The following is a 17,324-nucleotide window of genomic DNA, read 5'->3' as shown; positions in this document are numbered from 1 at the left end:
TGCAGCAATCATCATCATCAGCGGATGCACGTCGGCGGTCATCGACATAGTGACGACCATGGTCATCACGTCCGCCCAGGGAATGCCCCCGCGAACGCTTCTACAGTTCATCGCCAGCGGAGCGCTCGGCGACCGTTCCTTTGAGGGAGGCCTGAAGACTGCGTTCGTCGGCCTTGCACTTCACTTCTTGATCGCACTTGCGGTCTCTTCAGCCTATTTTGCCGCAAGCGTCTCGTTCCCCTCCGTCTCACACGACGCAGTAGCCTTTGGGCTCCTCTTCGGTATAGCCGTCCACGTCTTCATGAGCGGTGTTGTGGTTCCACTTTCCCGCACACCAAAAGTTGTCTTCACGATCAGAGGCTTCCTGATCCAGCTCGCGGTGAATGCCGTCTGCGTGGGGCTGGTCATCGCTTTGATGCAGACATTCCTTTCGGTGCGATTTGGGCAGATGCAATACCGGCCCATAGTCGAGGGTTAGCGACTCCGGACTTTGCCTGGCTAAACGTCCCGCAGGGATAGAGAGGAAAGCTGAAATGGTCACTCCAAACGCGAAGATATATGGCAAGTACAATTCGGCGGAAGCCTACCAACTGCGGGACTTCCTAACGCGCAGCGGAGTCGTAGTGGAATGGTCGGAGCTCAACTCTGACGAGGAAGCAAAGCGACTCGGGGCGAGCGGCCTGTCAGATGCCCGACTTCCAATCTGCGTGCTGAGCCAAGGCTCTGTGCTATTCAGGCCGACTACCCGTGATCTGGCCGCCGCGCTCGACTGGTTTCGCGAGCCGAAGCACCAAGACTACGACGTGGCGATCTGCGGTGCGGGGCCGGCCGGGTTGAGCGCCGCCGTATATGCGGCATCAGAAGGCCTCAGGACGATCGTCGTCGAACGCTCTGCCGTCGGGGGTCAAGCGGCTAGCACATCGCGCATTGAGAACTATCTAGGATTCCCAGATGGGATCAGCGGGTGGGAACTCTCCACGAAGGCGCGACAACAGGCGCAGCGATTCGGCGCGGAGATCATCGTCACAGCCGAAGGAATCGGCCTTGGCTTCGACAATGGCTCCCTGGTCGGACATCTGGCGGGCGGGGGCAAGATCGTCACAAGAGCAGCGATCTGTGCCACGGGTGTCGAATACGCCAAGCTAGGCCTCCCGAACGAAGAGCGCTTCCTGAATCACGGCTTTTTCTACGGTGCAGGTCCGAGCGAGGCGGTGCTGTCCGAAGGGCACGTGTTCATCGTGGGCGGGGGGAATTCCGCTGGGCAAGCGGCTCTACACTTCGCCGCCTATGCAGAGAGGGTCACGCTGCTCGTTCGTGGGCAACATCTCGAAGACACTCTCTCAACATATCTCTTGGAACGCATAGAGCATTCCGAGAGAATCGAAGTCCGAACGCAGAGCGTCCTGACCAGTCTAGAGGGCGGAGACTCCCTAACGGGAATCACCTATAAGTCTTGTCTCACTGGAGAGGAAACATGCGCGAAGGCGCAAGGTGTGTTCGTGTGCATCGGCGGACGTCCTCGAACTGATTGGATAACGCCCGGCCCACTCTATACAGACAGTGCGGGCTACATCCTGACCGGAGACGACTTGGAAGGGATGGAACCGCCTATCGGGTTTTGGCTGGACGGCCGCAGACCAATGCTCCGGGAATCCAGCATGCCCGGACTCTTCGCTGCCGGAGACGTTCGCCACAACTCCATCAAGCGAGTTGCGACGGCTGTGGGAGAGGGGGCGACGGCGGTCTCAATGGTCCATCAATACCTCTCGCTCAAGCGTCGCCCCATTGACTACCAAAACCTCTGACTTTACACGGGGAGGGCCCCGCCGACCGGCGCAGTTATGCCCTCTCCACCGATGAACCGAACTATGAACAACTCAAGGAGCGAACAATGAACGTCGTACTGTATGGAGCAACAGGCAACAGTGGAAGCCGCATCCTCAAGGAGCTCGTTTCGCGGGGCCATTCGGTAACTGCGATCGCACGCAACACATCCAAGATCCCAACTGAAGTCACTGCAAAGCAGGACGACCTCAGCGACGTGAATACGATTGCGTCATTGATCTCTGGTGCTAGCGCGGTCATCAGCGCTTACAACCCACCACCGGATGATACTGACGCGCTGATCGGGGTAACGGAACGCCAAATTGCAGCGGTCAAGAAGGCGGGCAATATCCGTCTCATCGTTGTCGGCGGTGCCGGCTCGCTCGAAGTAGCGCCGGGAGTGACCCTGCTCGCCTCCGGCCATCTCCCAGCCCCGTATGTTCCCCTCGCGACCTCCCATGGAAAAGCTTTGGACGTGCTGCGGGCGTCGGACATCAACTGGACCTATTTCAGCCCTGCGGCTTTCTTTCAGCCGGGCGAGCGCACCGGGAAGTTCCGCCTTGGCAACGACGAGCTCGTAAGCGATGCGGCTCGCCAGAGTCGCATCTCGATGGAGGACTACGCAATCGCTATCGTTGACGAGCTCGAAATTCCGACTCACGAACGGGCACGATTCACCATTGGCTACTAACAACCAGCCGCCCGCGTCTCCAGGCGCGGGCGGCCTCTCATGACCATGAGAGAGTTTCAATCTGAGACGTAAACGCACTTCGAGAGACATCGATCAAGCCATGGCCCTCGCTCGCGGGGTCGTTGCCCTGATGAGAGCAGACGGGAACCTACAGTGGGATGGAGATTGGCCTTCCGCGCTGACAGCGACGCTCGTCCTCACGAGATTCGCATCCCCTCATACACCTCGCCGCCACACACTCCGCGGATCATCCATTTCCGTTAGCGCCGATGGCCGATCGCTATTCGCCAAAGACGAGAATAAATGGGGAGAAGAGGTGTTTCCCCCACAGCGAGGATTCATCGATGCAGCGCGGTACGAACGGCGTCATTGACTTACCTGCGTTGATACGAATAGATCGTCGCCACAACTACGACACAACTGAAAGGCCACACGATGTCACTACGGATCAACGATATTGCCCCTGATTTCACAGCCTCAACCACACACGGTACGATTCGCTTTCATGAGTGGATCGGTGACACTTGGGCCATCCTGTTCTCACACCCTAAAGACTTCACGCCTGTATGCACGACCGAACTAGGGGCCGTAGCTGCGTTGGAGAACGAGTTCGCAGCCAGAGGGACAAAAGTCATCGGACTGAGCGTCGATCCCGTCGAGAATCACCGCAAATGGGCCCAGGATATCGAAGAGGTGAGTGGTCACACCGTCAACTTCCCGGTAATCGGTGACCCGACCCTTGAAGTATCGAAACTGTACAACATGCTTCCAGGAGACGCGGGAGAGAGCAGCGAAGGCCGGACTCCGGCAATGAACGCGCCGGTGCGCACTGTCTTTATCGTTTCACCCGACAAGCGAATCAAGCTTACGCTCTCCTATCCGATGACCACGGGTCGCAATTTCGACGAAATCGTTCGGGTACTCGATTCGATGCAGCTTACAGCGAAGCACAGAGTAGCCACGCCAGCCAATTGGGAACAAGGAGATGACGTGATCATTACACCGGCCGTCTCCGACGAAGAGGCTACGACCGCATTCCCTGGCTACAGAACAGTCAAGCCATACCTTCGGATCACCAACCAACCGAACTAGGCGTTCTGTCACTCTCCACGAAAGATCGAGCCTCCCCGATCCACTCAGCTCATGACGACTCTGCCCCACTTCAGCACTGGGGCGGAGTCGGCATGAGAATTCGGTGATTATGTGTGGCCACGCGCCCAGAATGCGAAATGTCTGTGCCCCTCCCCAAGACTAAGGAATCAACGCTATGAAACACCAGAAGACCGTCACAAAATCCACCCCACCCCATAGAGCGATGCTTTCCATCGCGGCAATCCTGATCGCGACTGTCCTCAGTTCCACATCGCTACACGCCGCTTGCCAGTTCGACTCGACCGCACGAACCCCACCGGGTGGCGCTAAGCTGCAGGTAGTCGCATTCGGGGACAGCCTGCTGGATACCGGCACATATCAGCAATTCGCCAAAGCCAAATTCGACGGCGGAGAGTTCACCACCAACCCCTCCAAAGTCTATGTACAAGACATTGCTTGCACCTATGGGGACGTGCTCCTGCCTGCATTTCAGGGAGGATTCGGAGAACCACTCAAGCCATCTGGCGGCCTCGACTACGCCGAAGGCGGATCTCGGGTCGCATTGCAGCCTGGCATCAATCATGCGGCCGCCGGAACTCCGAATGCCGACTTCTCTGAGGAGACCACCATCCCAGTCACGGAGCAGCTCAACCGGTATCTCTCCGAACATCAGCGGTTCCATCCCAATCAGCTCGTCATCATCAACGGAGGAGCTAACGATATCTTCTTCAATTTGGCGGTCGCCGAACAGGTAGGCACGCCTGCCGCACTCCAGGCAGCCGAGCAGGCAATCGCACAGTCGGCATTAGATCTGGCCAACGTAGTCGAGGTTGTCATCGCAAAAGGCGCGACACACGTAGTCCTGATGAGTCTCCCCGACATTGGCACCACTCCGCAGGGCGTCTCCAGTGCGGACCACGGCCAGTCGCTCACCCAGATCTCCCAGCTCTTCAACTCGACCCTGCTGGGTCAACTGAAGAGCAAGAATCAACTCGACAAAATTGTCGTGCTCGACAGCTTCGGCATCATCGACAACGTGGTCGCAAACTTCCAGGAGTTCGGATTCAAGGTGTCGAACACCGGCATGGCTTGCAACCTGGAAGCCCAGATCGGGAAAGCTACTGCCTTGAGCCTGCAGAACCCCACGTTCTTCGGCGAGTCATTGTTCTGTTCCCCCGCGACATTCACAACGCCAGACGCAGCTGAATCGTTCATGTTCGCCGATACGGTTCACCCCTCAGCCCATTTGAGCGCGATCTTCGCTAAGGCCGCGGAGCTACAAATCGAATCCAGCGGACTCGTCCGCTAGAGCATGGCGAGATATGAGGCGTAGGTCTCCAGAGCGTTCGAGTGGAGGAGGAGAATGACTCAACTCGAGTTCGCAGCGTTGGCATGGGGCGGATCTCTGGCTGCCGGATTCCTCGGTTCGCTTTCGGGGTTGGGGGGCGGCGTGGTCATTGTGCCCATGCTCGTCCTCGGCCTCCATGTCGATGTGCACTACGCCATTGGAGCGTCTTTGATCTCGGTCATCGGCACTTCCGCCGGCGCACAGGCCGCACATAGACAGGAGGGATTCTCCAACACGCGGCTTGGATTATTTCTCGAGATAGCAACCACCCTCGGCGCAATCTGCGGGGCGTTTCTTTCAGCGAGCACGCCGACCAAGTGGATCGCCATACTGTTTGGCGGGGTGCTCCTCTACTCGGCTTCCTCCTCGATGGGGTCCAGGAAGCAGGACACCACAGGTCGCGCGCCGGATGCACTTGCCGCGAAGCTCCGGCTAGTCGGAAGTTATCCGCACGAAGGAAAGCTGTTGCCTTACTCCGCCCGGAGGGTGCCATTGGGCTTCGGGCTGATGTTCGGGGCAGGGACACTCTCGGGACTGCTTGGGATTGGTTCGGGCGCGGTCAAGGTCCTAGTGCTGGATGGGGCAATGCAAATACCGTTCAAGGTTTCGACGGCGACCAGCAATTTCATGATCGGCGTGACCGCAGTCGCAAGCGCTGGCGTATACCTGCGCCGGGGCTACATCAATCCCGCCGTTGCCATGCCCGTGACGATCGGTGTGCTTCTTGGATCATTGCTCGGGGCGCGCGTTTTGCAGACAGCAAGGGTAAGGCCCATGCGCATCGTCTTTGCGATTGTGATTGCTCTGCTTGGAGCGGAGATGATCTTCAACGGGCTGACTGGGAAATTGTCATGAAGATCGTGGAACCGATAGATGCGTACGAATCGATTAAACGGAGCATGACCGCCGTCCTCCGATGGACCACGGCGGGGGCCGGTATGGTGATCTTCGTTGGCGGTGTTCTGTTGTTGCTCCGCCATAGGGCAGCTCCCGCAGCCTTTCACTCATTTATCGGCGAACCGGATGCCTTGCGGTTCGTTCCGCAAATTGCGATGGGCGCATTCCATGGGCACGCATTGGCAATAGTGCAGCTCGGAATCCTCCTGCTGATTGCAACCCCTATGCTTCGTGTCGTCTGCGTTGGGATCGGGTATGCGATCGAACGGGATTGGCTGTATGTAGCCGTGGCTGGGATCGTCCTGGCCGTTCTGGGCTTTAGCCTACTCAGCCATAAACACTAGGACGAGGGGGAGAAACTCATGAGGGCACAGAATGGGCTCGCTTGTGATGTCTAGAGCAACCTTCACAACATCCCCTGGCACGCAAACGCCTCTTACCTTGCTTTCGAATTCAGCATGTAGGATCGCAACTGTAGCCTAGGTCCCGGGTCTTATGCGCACGAATCGAACCACTGCAAACGCATCGAGTGAGTTGAAGGCTGCCACCATCCACGAGGGACTGCGATTGCCCACGGCTCACCGATATCCCCCCAAAAAAGACTTCCCACGCAGCCTAGAACCGCTCTCCGCTATTTCGGATAGGGATGTTCCCGTCAATTATTGACGTGGCTGTGTCCAACCGCCAGCAAGGAGCGCTACTCAGCCACCTAAGAGAAGAACAGGAGCGCAGTACTCTATGGCGCCCCAGGAAACGGTGGGAGCCGCTTCCTAAAGCAACTCCCGTGCATCTTCGTGTCGTGTCAACCCTAACCATCTGCCAGGAGAGTGAAATGAAATCGTTCAAGGTTTGGTCTCTGAAACTCACGCTGTTATTCGCCGCAATATGCGCCACGTACTCGAGGCCCGCATTCGCGCAAACCGTACCTACCACTGTCATTCTTGTCCACGGTGCATTCGCAGACGGTTCGTCATGGAATAGAGTGATCCCGCTGCTTCAGGCCCAAGGCCTCAAAGTCGTGGCAGTCCAACTTCCCCTATCGTCCCTCGCGGCCGACGTTGCCGCCACCAAGCGTGCGATCACTGCGCAGACTGGTCCGATCATCCTCGTCGGACATTCCTGGGCTGGCGTTGTGATCACCGAAGCCGGCGTGGACGATCGGGTCAAAGCCCTGGTCTATGTCTCGGCATTCGCTCCCAGCGAGGGACAGTCCGCAGGCGAGATGGGCAAGCCATATCCTACCCCGCCGGGCCTCCTGCACCCGATCGCGGACTCCTCCGGGTATCTCACCCTCTCGCCCGGGGACATCGCAAAGCACTTCGCCCCTGACGTTCCGGCCGCCGAGTCGAACCTGCTAGCTGTGACGCAGGGACCCATCAGAGCAGCCAATTTTGACGAGCCTGTCTCCGCCGCAGCATGGAAGACGAAGCCGAGTTGGCTGATCGCAGGCGAACAGGACCAGATGATCGACCCGGCACTCTATAAGGCCGAAGCCGAGAAGATCCACGCGAAGGCGACTTGGCTGGTATCGAGTCATGTGCCGATGCTGTCACATCCGGATGCGGTAACTGCGGTAATCGTCGAAGCGGCGCACAGCATCGCCAGGTCGTCGAGGTAGGGCGCTGCAGATGGCATAGAGCGAGGCCGGCGAAGTCTCGGGATTGAACGTACGCCCTGAGTTCGCCGCGCCTTGCCAACGCAACAGAAGGGCAGTCCACCCAGATCGACCCGGCCCCGCTCGGCGGAGATGGCGAGAGACAGAGGGGAATATCCTCGGCTAGGCCGGGTTATGGCAGTGCTCCCGCGCGAACGCGCTGCGTGACCCGAGAGGGTGACGCAGCGCAACGACGCAGGGACGACCAGGAGGAAAGACTTTGACGAACAAACTGTACCTATTCGCGCCCCGAGGGCGCAGGACGACGCGCGCTTGCTTCCGATCGCTCGCCAAATCGATGCTGACGTACGCGGTTGTGTGTGGCTTCTACAGCCAGAGCCCGGTGTGGGCGAGCGAGAAGCCGCTTCCAATGCAGACACCCACGGCGCAGTCGGTCGGCACCTCGACGAACCTGAAGTCGGCTGCACAGGTGTTGCTCTCTCACTTCGAAGAGCTCAAGAAACACAAGAAGGACTGGATCACCGAAGATGATCTGCAATCGCTCGTTGAAAGCCCGGACCCCGTCGTGCGCGAGGCTGTCCGCTTTTTCGCGGTGAGCCCGATCGACCGGGAACTCTGCGGGGAAGCACAGGGTATGACGAAGGCGGGATTGGCTCGATGCATCCCGGTCGCGGGGAGTGCGGGGCTTGAAGAGACTCTGTTACGCCTTGGCCACGCGACTGGCGACGTGAAGGACGAGGCCCAGCGAAAATTCTACGCCACGCTGCTGCGGGACCCTGGCGTTCCGGCGGTCGTGCGCGCACAGATTGTTGCGCGACTCTCCGAGAAAGACATGCTGGCGATAGTAGGGCATCCGAACACGCAGGGCAATGCGAAGGACGTCGCGGACGAGACGGCAGCTTTTCTGTTCCTCGCGAAGATGAGCTGGCTGGGCACGGCGGAGGCAGAGGCGGTCGCGGCGTACAAGGTTCCTTATGTCATGTTGCGCGGCGACAAGGACCACTCGGCGTCGTTCTGGGATGGGCACCAGGTCCACCTGAGCGAGAAGATGCTGACGGGCGGTACGGGAGTCGTGAGTGACCAGACGCTGGTCAAGCACATAGGCACCTTTGCGCACGAGAGCGGCCATGCGATCTTCGGGTTCTCAGGTCTATCAAAGACGGTGGGCGACGATATCGCACGCCGTCATCTGGAAAATGGTGTCGGCGTCATCATCAACGAGGCCGTGGCCGGCATTATGCAGAACCGCGCGCATGTGGCGGAGTTGGGCTACGGAGCGGACAAGGGTAGTGACGCGAATCTTTCCGTCGCTCACGATGTGGAGAAGAACATCGCGAACGATCAGACGGATTACGCGCGCCGCTACCACGTGAATACCGCCGTTGCGCGTAGCCAGATGGATGACATCCGGAAGGTCCTGGCGAACTCGGTGGTGCCGTATTTCCAGAGCAAATTCGGCTTGCTGGGTGATCCGCAACTTACGCTGACCCTGCCCGATCCACAGCGATAACGATGCAAATGATGAGCCTCCGCAGCTTCCTTCTATAACGCCAGGAAGCTGCGGAGGGCAGGTCGGCAGATTCTTCTGGGGTGGAATTTGGACGCCCAGGAGCGGGATGTTCCACCGCGATCCAGACGGGCGTCCATGCTGCCAGGGCGGGACGGCGTTCGAGGCCTGTTCTATCTGGACATCCTAGCTGCCGAAGTTGGGTCGGCGCTGAAGGTCATGAAAGAAGCCCTATTACCTGTTCTCCAACAAACCAACATCCGGCAAAGACCATGTCGGTCCTGTTACGTGACTAGCTAGTCCATGGGACACACCAGGACAAAATATATTCCGCGCGCATTGCGGAGCTGCTAGACGCATCTGAGCCGTGCCGACAGCGGATCCGGTAGGGCTACTAACAACTGCGAATTCATGCCTGTAGATTTCTCTAGGATGACAGGCCGCCAGCACTAAAAACTACTATGCTGAAACCAGCCAGCAGGGTAATTGCCATGCCAAGAAGCGTGACAACGATGGAGACAAGTTGTGGAGGGCCCAAAGAGAATTCGAGTAATGAGCGTTGAGGACCACCCCATTTTCAGAGAGGGCCTAAACTCGATGATCACCTCAGAGCCAGATCTACACCTTGTGGCGGAGGCTATCTCCGGAAGTGAAGCGGTAGCCGCATTCAGAACCCATCGGCCTGATATCACGCTTATGGACTTTCGGATGCCTGGTCTGGATGGCATTGCGGCGCTGAAGGCCATTCGCAGAGAGTTCCAAAGCGCGCGCATCATCATGCTGACCACATCGGAAGGTGACGTCGAGATACGAAAGGCACTGCGTGCCGGCGCATCGGCTTACATGCTCAAGAGTATGCCGAAGGCGGAGATCCTCGCTGCCATCCGGTCAGTACATGATGGTGGACGCTGCGTCCCGCCAGAGGTAGCGGCAAAAATAGCAATGCACCTGGGCGGCGAGCATCTCACAGTTCGCGAGCTCGAAGTCCTGGCCTTGATTCGGGACGGGCACGCGAACAAGCAAGTCGCAGATATTTTGGGCATTGCGGAGACAACCGTAAATTTTCATATTAGCAATCTCGTGAAGAAGCTCAAGGCGAATGACCGCACCCATGCAATGGCAATCGCGGTAAGGCGGGGTTTTCTGGAGATATGAGACTACCCGCATAAAACACTGACCGGAATTCATCGTTTGAAAGACACAACCTGAGCGCATGGCAGATGCTCTGGCCATGTGTGGGGAGCTTGTCTCTTAAAAGGACCACCGACCATGCAAACGAAATACAACACAACCAGTGACTCGGAAACACATTGCATCGAATGCGTTGATGCAATGTACAGATACGCGCTGTTCCTAACCTGTAATCCTGAAGATGCCGAAGGCCTGGTGCAAGAGACCTATGCCCGTGCCTTGCAGCTGATCGGCAATCCATGGGGAGGCGGCAACGCCAAGAAAGGGCTCTTCGCAATCTTGCGCGATATCTGGCTTCATGACGTTGGGCGAAGCCATCCGAAGAGTGATGAATCTCCCGTCAGGAGAAGAGGGCCGCACTCTGCTGTTGGATATCCTGGAGGCTTGCACCATGCGTCTGCGAGCGGGATCGAGGATGAGCAGGTGCGAATCGCGGTCCGGAGCCTGCCCGTTCCGTACTGTGAGGTCATCTTGCTTCGGGAATTCGAAGATCTCTCCTATCACTCCATTGCTACAGTTCTGGGCTGTCCCGTGGGAACCGTTGTGGCGCGCTTGTCACAAGCGCGAACAGCCCTGCGTGAGTTGCTGGCGGCATGAGCCCCCATGCGAGACAGCCAGCGCCTTCCCAGTCCTAGCTGGGAGATTGGGGTGGCCATGTGCATCTTCAAAGCATTCTGATCCCCAAGGGGGGAATATTCGCATAGGCCTCCAGAATGAGGAACCATATCCCCCCTTTGCGCGTCTCCACTTTGAAATCCGGCTCAATCGTGGGAGGGTTTTTTACAGTGTCTATGCTTCTCTTCGTGTTTTCCATGACAGCAGGAACACAGAGGCCTATCGATTATTCCCACAATGAAGCCGCAAAGAAGAGAGTCTAACGACTCTGCATGATATTCGTTACGAATCGATCCTCGATCTTCGCCGATCCGGGTTCTTTCATTTCCACTGCAGCTCTGCCATCGATCACAGATAAAATTTCAAAGCAGGGTACTGGGTATTCTCGATGCCGTATCTCGTTACATTGGAGTGGCCGTTAGCCGAGAGGGAGAAAGAAGCGTGGCGGACGCCCTTCCCCGTAGCTGTGGCCTGGTGGCAGGCCTAAGCGATTAAAACCGGGTGGCCGAGACGAGAGCGCGAATATGACCGCAGCTTTGTCCATGTGGCCAAGCTGCGGTCATGCCGTCGCGTTCATTCCGCCGAATTGAAACAGGCTTCCTCCAGAGACCCTTGCTAACCGTTGGAAAGCGATCAGAGGTCTGTGGAGCTATCGCGGCAAGCCTTCGTCACAACGAGTAGACCGCCGACAACCATCGTGAGAGTCGCGGTTGCCAGCGCTATACGGCCTGATGAGAGGCCGATGGGGCGATGCCTGTGGCTGGCGTGCTGCGAGGGATGCTCGCGAGGAAGATCTCCGCCGGTCGGCACACCCCCGACCGTGGAGGCTTGGGTGAGCGATAGTATGCGATCTCGCAACGATTTGGGCGCAACAAGCGGGACGAAAGCGTGCCGCAACTGCTTCGATAGTGCCTCCTCCTCCTGTAGCCTTACCCGGCAAGATTTGCATGCTCCCAGATGCACGCGCGCTTGTTCCAGTTCGCCGCCGACTAGCTCATTGTCGAGGAGCAGATGGATCGTGATGCCGAGGTCACCGCAGTCAATCATTCCTTGTTCCTCTTTCCGGCATGGACTGCTTCATCGAAGTGTTCCCGAGTAGGATGCGAAGCCTGGCTCGCGCTCTAGACAGGCGAGACATCACTGTGCCCGCTGGGCATCCGAGGACGGCCGAGATCTCTCTATAAGATAGCTCTTCAAATTCGCGAAGCAAGATAATCTCTCGCAACTCTGTTGATAGTGAGCCAATCGCGGAGCGAACACTTTCAACGTCTTCATTGGCTGCGAGGATTTGGTAGGAGTCGCGTGCCTGTCCCGGGATCGCGTCCATTGTGCTGCCGTTCCCCTCCATGTCGACCATCGGGGGGCAAGCTCTTCCATGGCGTAGTTGATTGAGCCATACATTGCGCAGAATGGTAAAGAGCCAGCTCTTCAGGTTGCTATCCTCACGCAAGCGATCAATCGCCTTGAAGGCGCGCAGATAGGTTTCTTGAACGAGGTCTTCCGCCTCTGCTCGATTTCTCGTAAGCATCATCGCATAGCCATATAGTCTGTCGATGTATTGGGGGCCGAACACCTCTGAATGTTGCTTGTTGCTCTGTGAGGCCATCTCCCTATTCTCTATAACGGGAGCGGTAGGAGTGTCACGGAAAGTTACCTATCCACTTGGAATTTATCGAATCGCGCGATTATTTTCCGGGGCATGTTAGAGCTGCCTTGCTTTCAACTTCCCACTGACACGAGACTGAAATCAATATGTGTGATGGTGAAATTTGAAAACAAGGAATTTAGCATAAGCCCACTCAGCTCGACGTATAAGTCGAGCCATAGTTTTTTGCCAGCGCACATACAGTAGACGATTCTAGGCCTCGTGTGCGCTGGAACTATCACCTAGTGATCATCGGGTGCAGATACCATCCCGCTCCTCCATCCGGCGCGGCGCGTCTCAGTTACAGGATCAAGTTCAAGCCCCGGGGGGCGGCAGTATCGCCACAGCAATTCGAACCCAGGAGAGATGGAGGCATTGAGCGATGAGACCTCGGGAGCCATACTTAGCCAAATTGGAAGCTGGTGCTATTGCCTGAGACGTGGAAGCTACTCACATTAGTCTGCCCAGACGAACAATATGTACGGCCGCGAGCCGCCGCGGTGCGCGTCGAAGTGCGGGACCATGGAATTGGGGTTTCCCCTGGAAAGCAGATATTCGAGCGATCCATCAAGCTCGCTAAGTACGCCATACGCGAACGCCCAACTCGTATCCGGATAATTTTGGTTCGTGCTCAAGAGCGATGCTCCTCATCGGACGCTGTCTCGCACATGATGCCCCGCAGAGGGCAAGTTGTAGGAGGTGCGGTTATTTCATTCGCTCGATGAGTAGGGTGCCAGGTAGGCAGGCGGGAGCTCGAAGAAACGCGATGGCGAAATTGTAAAAAGCTCTCTCCGGCCGGGCAGCGGGTATTTCGAGATGTAGCTGTTGCGGAGTATTCAGCCATTTGATTTCGGCTGCGGGCACAATGATGCTGGGGAAAAGGCAAAAATTAGCTATTTTAGGCAAAATTGACAACGCCTGTGCCTGCATTCTTGTGACAGTTGTATGAACACAAAAGGAGGCTTGGTTGTCGGAATACAAAAGCAGGGAAGGTCAGGTAGTGGCCGCATCTCGGGAACAGATTTACCAAGTTTTGGGCGTGCTTCAGCAATTCCTAGTAAAGCCTCAGGAGGGAGCGAACAAGATCGCCCTGATAAGGGGCGAGCTTCCAGAGGGTTGCGAGATTCCGCTCCATAGCCATCGCGACGTTGAAATTTTCTTCATCATATCGGGACAGGTATCGATCTATGTGGAGGGCCTGAACGGTAGTGCCTGGAAAACTATTGCTGAGGGTGAAGCAGTCTCAATCCCAGGCGGCTCGAAGCACGCCTTGCGAGCAGCAGGCACCACGCCTGCGGACGTGATCAGTGTCACGGGCGGTGAGCTCTTCTCGTTCTTCGAGGCCTTGGCGCAGCCGATCGCCGAGGGAGAGGTGATGATTGCGCCGACGATGGAAACGATGCAGGGCGTCTTTGCCGCTGCAGCTAAATATGGCATATGGCTGGCCTCGCCCGAGGAGAATAGAGCCATCGGACTTGCCATGTAATTGCGATGCATGCACGGAGAGCCGCCAACGCAAGCTCAAGTCAACACGGCGGGACGCAGGCTGCAGAGGTGCGATCGCAATCTCAACGGTTCACCAAAACCTGGCCCGCCAGAGGCGCCAGCTTTCACCTATGGCAGATATCAGAAGGAGTTCCCCTGGTTCGTACGCTCTCGAAAATGATCCTTACAGGCTCTGCATCATTGGCGCTTATCCTCCCCACCGCCGCCACCCCCGTTGACGGCCAACATCTGCTTCCATCCGCATGTGCGCTGAGCGCAGGAAAGGCGGAGAACATCGATCGCACACAGGCGGAGGCCTTGGCCACTGTTCAGGCGTTGATGGCCGCTCGCCTCACTCTTATGACTCAGGTTGCGCAAACCAAATGGAACACTGGTGCGCCAATCGAAGACCCGGCTCGAGAACAGCAACTGCTGGATGACATTCGCTTGCGAGCAGCTCAGGCCAACCTCTCCCCGGACTGGGTGGTCCACTTTTTCCGACTGCAGGTTGAGGCGGGTAAGGAGATCCAATACATGCTGTTCGCCCAATGGGACTCCGAGGAGCGTGGGAAGTTTGACCATCCAGTTGACTTGCGCGCCGATATCCGCCCGAGATTGGATCAGATGACGCCGAAACTCATCGGGGCCCTGAGCGTTGCTTGGCCTGCGATCGTATCAGGCAAGGTTCATCTGAAGTCGTGCTCTCCAAGAGCATTGATCTCGGGCGCTGGTTGTGTCACACCGTTGTCCCTAGTTCCGCTCATGGACGGCAGCGCGCGGGCCGACCAGAGGAGAACCGTAACTCCTATTCCATAGAGCAACGGGCTGTAATTGCAATTGCCTTATCCAGCTTCATAGATTCTGGAATCAGTGGCTTCAATCGCAATCCCATCCTTTTTAATTTGAAAGCAAGAAACGGGGTGCGATCGTCGAAGGATCTCGCTAAGGTCGGGGGATGAGATAGAGGGGAATTCGCGATGAACAAGTCATCGGCAATCTAAAGCCTCGCGACGGCTGTCAAAAATCGCGTTGCCATAGGCATTGAGAACTCGGCTAGGCCTCTGCGGAAACGCCGTATTGACTGGTCGAAGACAATGCGCAATCTAGCTCTCTCAATAGCGAGAGTCTCCGGAAGAAGATACAAAACCGTATTTGGAGGAGGTCGTATGACTGACGAAGAAAAAATGGAGCTCGCTATGAGCTTTGCAGTGGCAGTAAAGACCCAGAATCGAAAGTTGTTGCAATCCCTGCTCACGGATGACGTCGTTTGGAATCTGCCAGGAACCAGCTTGATGTCCGGCCAAGCACGTGGCGTCGATGGAATATTCAAGCGAGCCGAAATTCTCAACTCCTATGGAGTGACCGTCAAGGTGGAGCACATCATCATCGGCTACAAAGATGTGGGACTGCTCTTGCACAACACCGGAAACCACGGCGGGAAAATCCTTGACGAGCATCTCACGACGATCTTCATTCTGCGGGAGAACAAGATAGAACGCCTGGAAAGCCTCATCTCCGATGTTCCAATGCTCAACGCGTATTTCGCATAGAACATCGTGGCCACCATACAACGGCCACCGCCGCCCTCGATCCAAGGCGACGATGGCCTATTGGCATCGCTGAAAGAACTATCAGGTTTATTTAGAAATTTAGAAATCTATTCGCTGGAATGCAAGGTGCAGGAGGAAGTCGCCGTGAACGAATCGGAAGCATCGCAAAATGTTTCACTAGATCCAGAGGACTGGGAAGAGTTTCGTACTCTAGGACACCAGATTCTCGACGATATGGTCGAATACCTGAAAGACGTTCGCGAGCGTCCGACCTGGCAGAGTCCCTCGGCTGCGTCCCGCGACTTCCTCCAAACTCCACTACCCAAGAAAGGTTCCTCGCTGACAGAGGTGTACCGAGACGTCAAGGAGCATATCCTCCCCTACCCGACCGGCAACATCCATCCGCGCTTCTGGGGCTGGGTGATGGGAACAGGAACTCACGTCGGCGTGCTCGCCGACCTCATCGGGTCTACGATGAACTGCCATGTCTCCGGCTATGACCAAGGGGCGACCCTCGTTGAGCGGCAGGTCATTCACTGGCTTGGCGAGATGCTAGATTTCCCCAAAGGCACCAGCGGCCTATTGGTCAGTGGCGGCACGGTCGCGAATCTCCTGGGTATAACAGCAGCTCGCAACAGCCTAGCCGGCACCGATATCCGCAAAGAAGGGCTCGGGTCAGGAACGGGAGATCCTCTCGTGATCTACGGGTCCGAAGCCACGCACGGGTGGGCGGAGCGTTGCTGTGATCTTCTCGGCCTCGGGTCCGATGGCTTCCGCAAAGTACCAGTCGATGACCATGACCGAATCGAAGTTGGCGAGCTCGCGCGCATGATCCAGATAGACAGGAATCGCGGCATGCGCCCGATCTGCATTGTTGGAACTGCCGGTACTGTCAGCACAGGAGCTACTGACGATCTCATCGCATTGGCGGATCTCGCTCAGGCCGAAGGATTGTGGTTCCACGTTGATGGGGCATTCGGAGCCCTAGCCAAACTTTCGCCTCGATATCGGTATCTTGTCAACGGTCTGGAACGGGCTGACTCGGTTGCGTTCGATCTCCATAAATGGGGCTACATGCAGTTCGAGACTGGAGCCGTGCTGATTCGCGACGGGAAAGCTCACGAAAAGGCATTCTCCTTTGCTCCCTCATATCTGGAGAACTTCAGCGGCGGTATTGCGGTGAAGCCTACCGAATTCGCTTCAAAAGGGATTCAGCTTTCCCGAAGCTTCCGGGCATTGCGCGTCTGGATGAATCTCTCTGTCTATGGGGTTGAGAAATTGGGACAGGCAATCGAGCAGAATATCGACGATTCTTTCTATCTTGCTTCACGCGTGGAAGCCGAACCGGACCTGGAGTTGCTCGCTCCTGTTGTCATGAACGTGGTGTGTTTTCGCTTCGTTCAAGACGGATTCAGCGATAGGGAACTTGATGAGCTCAATTCGGAGCTTCTGGTCCGGCTTCAGGAATCTGGAGTCGCAGTGCCGTCGAATGCGCGCATCGACGGCAGGTTCGCAATTCGTGTAGCCAACACAAATCACAGGACGATTCGCTCAGATTTCGATTTGCTCATCAGCTCGACGTTGGAGTTGGGCCGTCGGCTTGCTGGATGGAGCAGCGACGTACTCGCCTGATGGCCGCGCGTTCCCAGGGTAAAGCTACACTGATGCCCGAACCGCGCAGGCAGGAACTTTCCATGCAGACACAGATCGGCGCGCTGAATTCCCTCCGCGAGAATATCCACCGCCGGGATGTCCTATGGCAGGTAGAGCATGCGGGCGACCTTCGGGGTCGTTGTTCAAAGACCTGCCTGGGGAGAAGGAACGATGGAAGTCCATGCCTCTCTTCCCGATGACAACCGAAGAA

The 17,324-nt window shown here is 56.9% G+C and carries 17 protein-coding genes and 1 pseudogene; 15 read left to right on the top strand and 3 right to left on the bottom strand.

The window, feature by feature from the left end:
* From HDF15_RS24705 to HDF15_RS24655, 11 genes and pseudogenes are all read left to right on the top strand, one after another.
* A pseudogene (locus tag HDF15_RS24705) lies at positions 1–478 on the top strand (DUF4407 domain-containing protein); the annotation flags it as partial.
* Positions 479–533: 55 nt separating this feature from the next.
* Positions 534–1,805 (top strand): NAD(P)/FAD-dependent oxidoreductase, encoded by a 1,272-nt coding sequence (locus HDF15_RS24700; protein ID WP_184260870.1) that lies wholly within the window; start codon positions 534–536, stop codon positions 1,803–1,805.
* An 86-nt stretch (positions 1,806–1,891) separates the two neighbouring features.
* Positions 1,892–2,515 (top strand): NAD(P)-dependent oxidoreductase, encoded by a 624-nt coding sequence (locus HDF15_RS24695; RefSeq protein WP_184260867.1) that lies wholly within the window; start codon positions 1,892–1,894, stop codon positions 2,513–2,515.
* A 435-nt stretch (positions 2,516–2,950) separates the two neighbouring features.
* On the top strand, positions 2,951–3,607 hold the full coding sequence (locus HDF15_RS24690) for a peroxiredoxin (protein ID WP_184260864.1): 657 nt from the start codon (positions 2,951–2,953) through the stop codon (positions 3,605–3,607).
* A gap of 175 nt (positions 3,608–3,782) precedes the next feature.
* Positions 3,783–4,916 (top strand): SGNH/GDSL hydrolase family protein, encoded by a 1,134-nt coding sequence (locus HDF15_RS24685; protein WP_184260862.1) that lies wholly within the window; start codon positions 3,783–3,785, stop codon positions 4,914–4,916.
* Positions 4,917–4,970: 54 nt separating this feature from the next.
* Positions 4,971–5,810 (top strand): sulfite exporter TauE/SafE family protein, encoded by an 840-nt coding sequence (locus tag HDF15_RS24680; RefSeq protein WP_184260859.1) that lies wholly within the window; start codon positions 4,971–4,973, stop codon positions 5,808–5,810.
* A complete protein-coding gene (locus HDF15_RS24675) occupies positions 5,807–6,196 on the top strand; it encodes a DUF1634 domain-containing protein (protein ID WP_014266923.1) in 390 nt (129 codons plus the stop codon). Before HDF15_RS24680 ends, HDF15_RS24675 begins: the two co-directional genes overlap by 4 nt.
* Positions 6,197–6,684: 488 nt before the next feature.
* Complete coding sequence (locus HDF15_RS24670) at positions 6,685–7,470, top strand: alpha/beta fold hydrolase (RefSeq protein ID WP_184260857.1); 786 nt, start codon at positions 6,685–6,687, stop codon at positions 7,468–7,470.
* Positions 7,471–7,726: 256 nt separating this feature from the next.
* Positions 7,727–8,977, top strand: coding sequence for a hypothetical protein (locus tag HDF15_RS24665; RefSeq protein ID WP_184260854.1), 1,251 nt, complete (start codon positions 7,727–7,729; stop codon positions 8,975–8,977).
* A gap of 522 nt (positions 8,978–9,499) precedes the next feature.
* Positions 9,500–10,129, top strand: a complete 630-nt coding sequence (locus HDF15_RS24660; protein WP_014266920.1) for a response regulator transcription factor — start codon at positions 9,500–9,502, stop codon at positions 10,127–10,129.
* A gap of 114 nt (positions 10,130–10,243) precedes the next feature.
* Complete coding sequence (locus HDF15_RS24655; RefSeq protein WP_014266919.1) at positions 10,244–10,762, top strand: sigma factor-like helix-turn-helix DNA-binding protein; 519 nt, start codon at positions 10,244–10,246, stop codon at positions 10,760–10,762.
* 651 nt (positions 10,763–11,413) lie between these two features.
* On the opposite strand, the gene HDF15_RS24650 is transcribed toward HDF15_RS24655, so the two are convergent.
* From HDF15_RS24650 to HDF15_RS24640, 3 genes are all read right to left on the bottom strand, one after another.
* Complete coding sequence (locus tag HDF15_RS24650; RefSeq protein WP_184260851.1) at positions 11,414–11,827, bottom strand: anti-sigma factor; 414 nt, start codon at positions 11,825–11,827, stop codon at positions 11,414–11,416.
* Positions 11,820–12,386 carry a sigma-70 family RNA polymerase sigma factor gene (locus HDF15_RS24645; RefSeq protein ID WP_184260848.1) on the bottom strand — a complete coding sequence of 189 codons (567 nt, stop codon included), beginning with the start codon at positions 12,384–12,386 and terminating at the stop codon, positions 11,820–11,822. Before HDF15_RS24645 ends, HDF15_RS24650 begins: the two co-directional genes overlap by 8 nt.
* A gap of 494 nt (positions 12,387–12,880) precedes the next feature.
* On the bottom strand, positions 12,881–13,060 hold the full coding sequence (locus HDF15_RS24640) for a hypothetical protein (protein ID WP_184260845.1): 180 nt from the start codon (positions 13,058–13,060) through the stop codon (positions 12,881–12,883).
* Positions 13,061–13,392: 332 nt separating this feature from the next.
* Here HDF15_RS24640 and HDF15_RS24635 point away from each other — a divergent pair, with 332 nt between their 5' ends.
* The 4 genes from HDF15_RS24635 to HDF15_RS24620 all read left to right on the top strand — a co-directional run bounded on the left by HDF15_RS24635 (position 13,393) and on the right by HDF15_RS24620 (position 17,092).
* A complete protein-coding gene (locus HDF15_RS24635) occupies positions 13,393–13,911 on the top strand; it encodes a cupin domain-containing protein (RefSeq protein ID WP_184260812.1) in 519 nt (172 codons plus the stop codon).
* 317 nt (positions 13,912–14,228) lie between these two features.
* Positions 14,229–14,726 (top strand): gamma subclass chorismate mutase AroQ, encoded by a 498-nt coding sequence (gene aroQ / locus HDF15_RS24630; protein ID WP_184260808.1) that lies wholly within the window; start codon positions 14,229–14,231, stop codon positions 14,724–14,726.
* A 350-nt stretch (positions 14,727–15,076) separates the two neighbouring features.
* On the top strand, positions 15,077–15,460 hold the full coding sequence (locus tag HDF15_RS24625) for a hypothetical protein (RefSeq protein WP_014266913.1): 384 nt from the start codon (positions 15,077–15,079) through the stop codon (positions 15,458–15,460).
* Between the two features lie 144 nt (positions 15,461–15,604).
* Positions 15,605–17,092, top strand: coding sequence for a pyridoxal-dependent decarboxylase (locus HDF15_RS24620; RefSeq protein WP_014266912.1), 1,488 nt, complete (start codon positions 15,605–15,607; stop codon positions 17,090–17,092).
* Positions 17,093–17,324: the final 232 nt, after the last annotated feature.

This window comes from Granulicella mallensis (assembly GCF_014203225.1).
Taxonomy (GTDB): Bacteria; Acidobacteriota; Terriglobia; order Terriglobales; family Acidobacteriaceae; genus Granulicella; species Granulicella mallensis_A.
This window is presented reverse-complemented; position numbering and strand designations above follow the sequence as displayed.

Bases quoted from the DNA above. Each gene is read 5' to 3' on its own strand.
- HDF15_RS24625 (WP_014266913.1), top strand. From the start codon at position 15,077: ATGACTGACGAAGAAAAAATGGAGCTCGCTATGAGCTTTGCAGTGGCA.
- HDF15_RS24695 (WP_184260867.1), top strand. From the start codon at position 1,892: ATGAACGTCGTACTGTATGGAGCAACAGGCAACAGTGGAAGCCGCATC.
- HDF15_RS24645 (WP_184260848.1), bottom strand. From the start codon at position 12,386: ATGGCCTCACAGAGCAACAAGCAACATTCAGAGGTGTTCGGCCCCCAA.
- HDF15_RS24690 (WP_184260864.1), top strand. From the start codon at position 2,951: ATGTCACTACGGATCAACGATATTGCCCCTGATTTCACAGCCTCAACC.
- HDF15_RS24670 (WP_184260857.1), top strand. From the start codon at position 6,685: ATGAAATCGTTCAAGGTTTGGTCTCTGAAACTCACGCTGTTATTCGCC.
- HDF15_RS24655 (WP_014266919.1), top strand. From the start codon at position 10,244: ATGCAAACGAAATACAACACAACCAGTGACTCGGAAACACATTGCATC.
- HDF15_RS24650 (WP_184260851.1), bottom strand. From the start codon at position 11,827: ATGATTGACTGCGGTGACCTCGGCATCACGATCCATCTGCTCCTCGAC.
- HDF15_RS24680 (WP_184260859.1), top strand. From the start codon at position 4,971: ATGACTCAACTCGAGTTCGCAGCGTTGGCATGGGGCGGATCTCTGGCT.
- HDF15_RS24700 (WP_184260870.1), top strand. From the start codon at position 534: ATGGTCACTCCAAACGCGAAGATATATGGCAAGTACAATTCGGCGGAA.
- HDF15_RS24675 (WP_014266923.1), top strand. From the start codon at position 5,807: ATGAAGATCGTGGAACCGATAGATGCGTACGAATCGATTAAACGGAGC.
- HDF15_RS24685 (WP_184260862.1), top strand. From the start codon at position 3,783: ATGAAACACCAGAAGACCGTCACAAAATCCACCCCACCCCATAGAGCG.